Origin of the sequence: Nocardia sp. CC201C, assembly GCF_030010695.1 — a bacterium.
GTDB classification, from domain to species: Bacteria; Actinomycetota; Actinomycetes; order Mycobacteriales; family Mycobacteriaceae; genus Nocardia; species Nocardia otitidiscaviarum.
This window is the reverse complement of sequence record NZ_JASCXP010000339.1, coordinates 1-8,234: the sequence shown is the minus strand read 5'-3', so window position 1 is coordinate 8,234 and position 8,234 is coordinate 1. Positions and strand designations below refer to the sequence as shown.

Genomic DNA, 8,234 nt, shown 5'->3' with positions numbered 1-8,234 from the left:
CGTCGCGGAACGCGACCGGGAACGCGCCGCCGCGCTGGGCGCGGTCGTCGACCTCCCGGCCCGCCGCTTCGCCATCGCCGTGCATCACGGCCCGTTCGACGATTTCGACCGGACCTACGGCGCTCTCGGCAGCCATGTGGCCGAACACGACACCGCCCTGGCCGAACCGATTCGCGAGGTGTACCTGATCGGCCCCGGCGATGCCGCGCCCGCCGACTACCGCACCGAGATCTGCTGGCCCATCGACCGACTCTGAACTCGACCCATCGCGACTCCGCCCATTCGGAAAGGAAGCGCCGCCATGTCCCTCACCATCGCCAATATCACCATCGACTGCGCCGACGCCGCCGCCCTGGCCGCGTTCTGGTCACAACTGCTGGAGCGGCCGGTCGACCCCGACGCCAATCAGTTCTTCGCGACCGTCGGCCGCACGGCGGGTGCGTCGCCCACCCTCATGTTCCTGGCCGTACCGGATAAGAATCCGGGCAAGAACGTGGTGCATCTGGATCTCGTCGCCGATGATCTGCCCGCGCAGATCGACCGCGCGCTGGCCCTGGGGGCCGAGCACATCGGCGACTTCGACGAGTACGGGGTCCGCTGGACCACCCTCGCCGATCCGGAGGGCAATCTGTTCGATATCGCGGCGGGTTGAGCGGGGCCTCAGGCCAGTTCGCGCTTCAGGTTCTCCAGCACCTCGGCCTGGATCTTCTTCAGGCCGAGCGGTGCGAAGATGCCCTCGAAGATGCCGCCGATACCGCCCGCGCCCTTCCAGCTGGTGCGCACGTTGACCAGGGAGCCGGTGCCCTGCGGGGTGACGGTCCAGGTGGTGACCATGGAGGAGTTCGAATCCCGTTCGGTCACCATGGAATCGGAGACCGAGATGGCGGCGCGCACATTGCGGGAGCGCTTCTCGGTGGCCTGGAGCGTCCACTCCGCCACGGTGCCGGCACCCTTGCCGCCCTCGACCACCTTGTAGTCGCGGTAGTGCGAGGAGAGGATGCGCGGGCGCACCGTCTCGTAGTCCGCGATCGCCTCCAGCGCCCGCTTCGGTTCGGCCGCCACCACGATCGAGCTGGACGCGCTGACCTGTCCCACCATGAGCTCCTTACTGATTCCCGGCTCTCGGCCTCTTGCCGCCCGGTTATGCTACGCCGCCGCCGGTGCGACGGGATCGGTCCGCTCCGATGTCGGCGGCGTCGTTCGGGACCATAAAGTTAGCTAGAGTAACTATTGTCACGGTCCGGGTCGGAATAGATTCGCCCCGCCGCAGGTAGCGCCCATCGACACGGATGCAAACTGTGCGTGAAAACCGCCCCGCCGGTGTGATCCTGCTGGCCGACTCGCCGGGTCCGCGATAGGTTCCACAGGTGGCAGTGAGTCTGTTGGGGAAGGCCGGCCGCGCACCGGCCGCAGTGGAATCGGGTTTCGCCGCGCACGAGGCCGGGGTCGAACGACTGCTGGCGTCCTATCGTGCCATTCCACGCGACGCCGATGTCCGCCTGGCGAAGAAGACCTCCAACCTGTTCCGGGCCCGCGCCAAGAACACCGCCCCCGGACTCGACGTGTCGGGATTGACGAAGGTCATCGCGGTCGACCCGGAGGCTCGCACCGCCGATGTGGCGGGGATGACCACCTATGAGGACCTGGTGGCCACCACCCTGCCGTACGGGCTCGCCCCGCTGGTGGTGCCGCAGCTCAAGACCATCACGCTGGGCGGCGCGGTGACCGGCCTGGGCATCGAGTCGACCTCCTTCCGCAACGGCCTGCCGCACGAATCGGTGCTGGAGATCGACATCCTCACCGGCTCGGGCGAGATCATCACCGCCACGCCCGACAACGAGCACGCCGACCTGTTCCGGGGCTTCCCGAACTCCTACGGCACACTCGGCTACTCGACCCGCCTGAAGATCGAACTGGAGCCGGTGCCGCCCTATGTGGCCCTGCGCCACCTGCGCTTCCACGATCTGGGCGACCTCGAGGCCGCCATGGGCCGGATCGTCGCCGACCGCGCCCACGACGGCGAGCGGGTCGACTACCTCGACGGCGTGGTGTTCACCGCCGACGAGAGCTACCTGGTCCTCGGTCGGCAGACCGACGAACCCGGCCCGGTCAGCGATTACACCGGTATGGACATCTACTACCGGTCCATCCAGCACGACGGCCCCGCGCCGAAGCGCGACCGGCTCACCATCCACGACTACCTGTGGCGTTGGGATACCGACTGGTTCTGGTGCTCACGGGCGTTCGGCACCCAGAATCCGCGGATCCGGCGCTTCTGGCCCCGGCAGTACCGGCGCAGCAGCTTCTACTGGAAGCTCATCGCCCTGGACCACAAGTACGACATCGGCGACAAGCTCGAGGCCCGCAAGGGCAATCCACCGCGGGAGCGGGTGGTGCAGGACATCGAGGTGCCGATCGAGCGCACCGCGGAGTTCATGCACTGGTTCCTGCGCGAGATTCCCATCGAACCGATCTGGCTGTGCCCCCTGCGCCTGCGCGACACCGACCGCGAGCAGGGCGATCGGCCCTGGCCCCTGTATCCGCTGGAACCGAAGCGGACCTATGTGAACGTGGGCTTCTGGTCGGCCGTCCCGACCGTTCCCGGACAGCCCGAGGGCGCGGCCAACCGCGCCATAGAGCGGAAAGTCTCCGAACTGGACGGTCATAAATCCCTGTACTCGGATGCCTACTACGGCCAGGATGAGTTCGCGGCGCTCTACGGCGGGCACACCTACACCGAGCTGAAGGAACGCTACGACCCCCAGCATCGATTACTGGATCTGTATTCGAAGGCGGTGCAACGCAAGTGACGACATTCAAGGATCGTTCCGATGTCTTCGCGGAACTCGGAACCAAACTCACCATTGCCGAGATCTTCGAGACCCTGATCGACGGTGACATGCCCATCCGGTTCACCGCCTACGACGGCAGTACGACGGGGCCCGCGGATTCGGAATTCGGCCTGGAGATCAAGAACCCACGCGGCGTCAACTACATCGCCACCGCACCCGGCGACCTCGGGATGGCCCGGGCCTACATCGCCGGTGACATGCTCGCCCACGGTGTGCACCCCGGCGACCCGTACGCGCTGCTGAAGGCCATGGCGGGGCTGAAGTTCCGCCGCCCGACCGCGCTGCAACTGGTGGTCATCGCCCGTTCGCTCGGCTGGGAGCTGATGAAGCCGGTGCCGCCGCCGCCCCAGGAGGCCATGCCGCGCTGGCGGCGGGTCGCGTTGGAGGGGCTGCGCCATTCCAAGCTGCGCGACGCCGAGGCCATCCACCACCACTACGACGTGTCGAACACCTTCTACGAGTATGTGCTCGGCCCGTCCATGACCTACACCTGCGCCGCGTACGACAACGAGAACCAGACGCTCGAAGAGGCGCAGGAGAACAAGTACCGGCTGGTCTTCGACAAGCTGCGCCTGAAGGAAGGCGACCGGCTGCTCGATATCGGCTGCGGCTGGGGCGGCATGGTGCGCTACGCCGCCAAGCGCGGGGTCAAGGTCATCGGCGCGACGCTGTCGGCCGAGCAGGCCGAATGGGCGCAGCGCAAGATCCGCGAGGAGGGCCTGACCGATCTCGCCGAGGTGCGCCACTCCGACTACCGCGACGTGCCCGAGGGCGACTTCGACGCCATCTCCTCCATCGGCCTCACCGAGCACATCGGTGTGCACAACTATCCCGCGTACTTCACCTTCATGAAGTCGAAGCTGCGTGACGGCGGCCTGTTCCTCAATCACTGCATCACCCGGCCCGACAACACCCGCACCACCAAGGCGGGCGACTTCATCGACCGCTACGTGTTCCCCGACGGCGAGCTGATCGGCTCCGGCCGCATCATCTCCGAGATCCAGAACGTCGGCCTGGAGGTCCTGCACGAGGAGAACCTGCGCCGCCACTACGCCCTCACCCTCTCCGAATGGTGCGACAACCTGGTCGAGAACTGGGACAAGGCGGTGGCCGAGGTCGGCGAGGGCACCGCCAAGGTCTGGGGCCTCTACATGGCGGGATGCCAGCTCGGCTTCGAACGCAATGTGGTGCAGCTGCACCAGGTGCTGGGCGTCAAGCTCGGCGCCGACCAGGAATGGACGGTGCCGCTACGCCCCTGGTGGCAGCCTTAGCGAAACGCTGGTTGTGCGCCGGGGACGGTGTACATTTGGGCTGTCACCTTAGTGATGCTGGCGGACGGAGCGCCATGTGGGTGACGCCCCGTCCTGTGGGTCACCTGGCCCGCAACCAGCGGACCAAGCGGAAGAGTGCCTCGGCAATCGCGACAATGCTGATTACGGCAGCAGTCCGATTGACCGGGGCATTCCACTCATGGCGACTTTTGCTGTGCTTCCCCGTGAACCCTCACCTCCTCCCTGGGCGCGATGTTGGACCAAGTCCATCGCCCCTCGGAGGGAGGTAGGGAAACCCTACGACAGCGCGCGGTTCGAGATCGGTGTTTTCGTCACAGCAGGGCGTCCAGGAACCGGCGGGGCAGCTCCTGGGGCTCCTGTCCGCCGGTGCCCAAAGGCATTTCGTGACGGAGGGTGCGCAGAATGCCGAGGACGCCCGGACCCGCGTCGAGTAGCGGTCGGGGCCAGTCCAGTTCGGCGCAGCGCACCACGACGGGGGTGAGCACGCTGATGGATTCGCCCGCCCAGCCCGCGGTGGACAGGCATTCGGCCAGCAGCAGGGCGGAATCCAATTCGGCTCGGGGACGGCGTTGTTCGCGGATGCGGGCGTGCAGGGCGCGGGCGCGTTTGACGGCGGTGTCGTCGGTGCCCAGCGGGGCGATGTCGTCGGTGCCGAAGTAGCCGTCCGAACCGCGATAGTGGCGGGCCAGCAGCGCGCGGATGGTGGCGACCTCCTCGGCTTCTGCGGTGAGCCAAGCGGTTCCGGTGGTGTGGCGCACGGCGCGCACCAGCGGTTCGGTGACCTGACCACCGGTGAGCGGATCGGGCGGCAGACCCAGGCGCAGGCGTTCGGCGCGAATGTGGGCCGCGAGGCGGGCCACCTTGCGGTCGGCGGCGATGCGCGCCCCCTCGTCGAGGCGGGCGGTGGCGGTCTCGAGGTCACCGCGCACGGCCTTGACCCGGGCGCCGATCACGAAGGTGGTGATGAGGAAGTCCACCGGGCCGATCCGGGCCGTCAGCTGGTGGCTCTGATCGAGCAGCCGTTCGGCGGCCTCCAGATCGCCACGCCGGTAGGTCATCTCACCCAACAGCGCCGCCGCCACCCGCACCGCGTGCGAGCGCGGGCCGGACCGATCGCGCGCGGTCTGCCACGCCTGCTCGAAAGCCCCGGTGGCGGTGGCGATATCGAGTTGCTCGTAGGCCGCGGCCCCCAGCCCGCACAATCCGAGCACCTCGCCCAGCGGATCGGCGGAACGGGCGTGATAGGCCGCTGCCCACTCCTGCATCTCCCGCGCGCCGTCGAAGTCGAAGTCGCACAGCCGCACGAAGGACGCCAGATTCGCGGCCGTGGACACCGTCCACGCGGGCAGATCGTCGGCCAGGCGCAGACATTCGGCGATGCGCTCGGCCACGCCCTCGGTGCGGTCGCGCGCCACCTGGTCGACGGCCGCCAGCACCGCGGCCTGGCAGCGCTGTCGCACCGCCTCGGCATCGGTGGGCGAGGTGCGGGCGAGCAGATTCGACAGCCGCCCCAGCGCCGTACGCGCCGCGCTGGACTGCTGGAGGTTCACATTCGCCCGCGCCAACGCCATGAGCAGTTTGGAACGCGAAGTCACCTGCTGCACCGGCAGTTTCGACACCGTGCCGAACAGGGTGGCCAGTCGCGAGCGGTCGATGAGGTCCATGCCGCCGTTCTCGACCAGATCCAGCGCCATCTTGAAATCGGCGGCGGCCAGCGCGTGATCCACCGACTGGCGCAGCATATTGTGCTCGGCGAACCAGCGAGCCGCCTTGCGGTGCAGTGTCTTCTGCTCGCCCGGCGCGGTGCGGTCCAGCCGGGCCCGCAGTTGTTCGGCGAACATGGGCTGCATGCGGAACCAGGTCGGATCGTCGTCGAGCCGGTGCAGGAACAGCTCGCGCTCCTCCGCCTGCTCCAAGAGCCCGGCGGCGTCCGGATCGCCGGTGAGCGCGGCGGCCAGGGAGGCGTTCACCCGTTCCGGCACCGCCACCGCGCTGAGGAAGCCGAGCGTGCGCGGCTCCAGCGCGTCGAGCACGTTCTCGGCGAGATACTCGCGAATCGCCTTGGTATCCCCTGAAAGTCGCGCGATGAGCTGTTCGGGGTCGTGCTCCTTGCGCAGTGTCATGCAGACCAGTTGCAGGGCGGCGGGCCAGCCGTCGGTGGCGGTGTGGATCTGCTCGATCTGCCGGTCGGTGAGATCGCAGCCGGACCGGTCGGCCAGCATGTCCCGCGTCTCCGCCTCGGTCAGCCGCAATTGCCCCGACCCGATCTCCACCAGTTCGTCGGCCACCTGCATCCGGCTCAGCGGCAGTCCGGCCCGCTCCCGGCTGGTGACGACGAATCGCAAATGATGGCAGCCGTTGTCGAGCAGCGCCTCCAGCACCCGCTGCGCGCCGGTATCGGTGATGCGGTGCCAGTCGTCCACCACCACGACCACGGTGGACCCGCCGGCGTGAATCTCGTCGATCAGGGTGGACACCGCGAACGGCACCGCGTCGGCGGGCCGCTCCTCGAGGGCCTGTTCCAATCCCGCGCCGATCTCGGGCCGCACCCGCCGGATGGCGGCGATGATGTGGGCGAGCAGCCACACCTCGTTGTCGTCGTCGCCGTCGATGCCGATCCAGGCCACCGCCACGCCGCGATCGGTGAGTTCGGCGCACCACTGCGCGGCCAGGGTGCTCTTGCCGAAGCCCGCGGGGGCGTGGATGAGCGCGAGCCGCCGTTGCCCGGCCGTCCGCAGCGGTTCCAGTAGCCGGGGGCGCGCGACCGGTTCCCGCGCCGGGGTGGGCGGCCGGAATTTGGTGACCGCGGTGGGCGGCATCGTGGTGCCGGTATGCGCGGCATGGTTGCCGGTGGCGGTGCCCGCGCGGGTTCCGCCGAGCGGCGGGAAGCTCAGCGACCGCCGCGGCGACGTCACCACCGTACCGCTGCGAACCGGCGAATATGGTTGGGCGGCAGTCGATTCCGTTGCGCTGTCCGGCTCGGCCGACGCGCTGTCGAGCAGTGCCATCTCATCGGGAACCTGACCGTGCTCGCGCTGCACCGTGCGCAGCAGCTCCCCGAATTCCACCGCGCTGGCGGACCGGTCGCGTGGGTCGGGCGCCATGGCCGCCTCGATGGCGGCGGCCACATCGGAGGGGATGTCCTGCTCGCGCAGATCGGGCAGCGGCTGGCTGGTGATGCGCAGGAATTGGGAGACGACCTTCTCCCCCACCTTCCGTTCGAAGGCGGCGTGCCCGGTCAGCAGGGCGAACAGGGTGGCACCGAGACCGTAGACGTCCGAGCGCACGGTCGGCTCCTCACCCTTGAGCACCTCGGGCGCGGTGAAGGCGGGCGATCCGGTGATCATGCTGGTCGAGGTGCGGAACCCGCCGGGAATGCGCGCGATGCCGAAATCGGTGAGCTGCGGTTCCCCGTATCGACTGAGCAGGACGTTCGCGGGCTTCACATCGCGGTGCAGCACATGCGCCCGATGCGCGCTTTCGATGGCTCCGGCCAGTTTGACCCCGACCCGCACGGTATCGGACCAGCTCAGCGGTCCGCGTTCGCGCACGAGCCGCTCCAGGGAGCCGTGCGCGGCGAAGGGCATGACGATGAACGGCTGCCCGCTCGCCGTCACGTCCACCTGCAGGATCTCGACGATATTGGGGTGCCCGGACAGTCGCCCCATGGCCTGTTCCTCGCGCAGGAAGCGCTCTCGGCTCTCGGCGTCGATCTCCGACGACAGCACCTTCACCGCGACCTCGCGGTCGAGGGCGCGCTGGGCGCAGCGATACACCACGCCGAAGCCGCCTCGTCCGATCTCCTCGGCGTCGAAGAGTCCCATCACCTCGAGCTCGTCGACCAGGCCGACCGGGAGGTAGTTCTGCGTGTTCGTGTCGGCTGGAGTTGTGTCTGCCCGGGGTTTCCCCGAACGTGACTGTGGATTCATCTCCGCCCACCTCGAACTCGGAACCAGCGCATACCTAACGTACGGGCCAGTCCTGCGTTCTACCCGCGCATATTTCAAACGTAGCGCGGGTGTGCGGGGCGCGTGGACGATTCGCCGCGTATCTCGGCGTGCCGACCGGTTCGAATCAGCAAGGTCAGTAA

General features: G+C 68.3%; 6 protein-coding genes. 4 read left to right on the top strand and 2 right to left on the bottom strand.

Annotation, left to right across the window (positions count from 1 at the left end):
- Positions 1 to 256 (top strand): GyrI-like domain-containing protein (locus QK444_RS27530; RefSeq protein ID WP_282785057.1); only part of this gene is annotated, 256 nt, incomplete at its 5' end.
- 45 nt (positions 257 to 301) lie between these two features.
- Positions 302 to 652, top strand: a complete 351-nt coding sequence (locus QK444_RS27525; protein WP_282785056.1) for a VOC family protein — start codon at positions 302 to 304, stop codon at positions 650 to 652.
- An 8-nt stretch (positions 653 to 660) separates the two neighbouring features.
- Here the strand turns inward: QK444_RS27525 and QK444_RS27520 are convergent, their stop codons facing one another.
- Complete coding sequence (locus QK444_RS27520) at positions 661 to 1,095, bottom strand: SRPBCC family protein (protein WP_143984402.1); 435 nt, start codon at positions 1,093 to 1,095, stop codon at positions 661 to 663.
- A 287-nt stretch (positions 1,096 to 1,382) separates the two neighbouring features.
- Here QK444_RS27520 and QK444_RS27515 point away from each other — a divergent pair, with 287 nt between their 5' ends.
- Together QK444_RS27515 and QK444_RS27510 are read left to right on the top strand one after the other, a co-directional pair.
- Positions 1,383 to 2,810 carry an FAD-binding oxidoreductase gene (locus tag QK444_RS27515; RefSeq protein ID WP_282785058.1) on the top strand — a complete coding sequence of 476 codons (1,428 nt, stop codon included), beginning with the start codon at positions 1,383 to 1,385 and terminating at the stop codon, positions 2,808 to 2,810.
- Positions 2,807 to 4,123 (top strand): cyclopropane-fatty-acyl-phospholipid synthase family protein, encoded by a 1,317-nt coding sequence (locus QK444_RS27510; RefSeq protein ID WP_282785055.1) that lies wholly within the window; start codon positions 2,807 to 2,809, stop codon positions 4,121 to 4,123. The genes QK444_RS27515 and QK444_RS27510 overlap by 4 nt, the downstream gene beginning before the upstream one ends.
- A gap of 332 nt (positions 4,124 to 4,455) precedes the next feature.
- Here QK444_RS27510 and QK444_RS27505 read toward each other — a convergent pair whose 3' ends face one another.
- Positions 4,456 to 8,073 carry a serine/threonine-protein kinase gene (locus QK444_RS27505; protein ID WP_282785054.1) on the bottom strand — a complete coding sequence of 1,206 codons (3,618 nt, stop codon included), beginning with the start codon at positions 8,071 to 8,073 and terminating at the stop codon, positions 4,456 to 4,458.
- Between the last annotated feature and the right edge of the window lie 161 nt (positions 8,074 to 8,234).

Excerpts from the sequence above, each read along its gene's own strand:
- QK444_RS27525 (WP_282785056.1), top strand. The coding sequence starts at position 302 with ATGTCCCTCACCATCGCCAATATCACCATCGACTGCGCCGACGCCGCC.
- QK444_RS27505 (WP_282785054.1), bottom strand. The coding sequence starts at position 8,073 with ATGAATCCACAGTCACGTTCGGGGAAACCCCGGGCAGACACAACTCCA.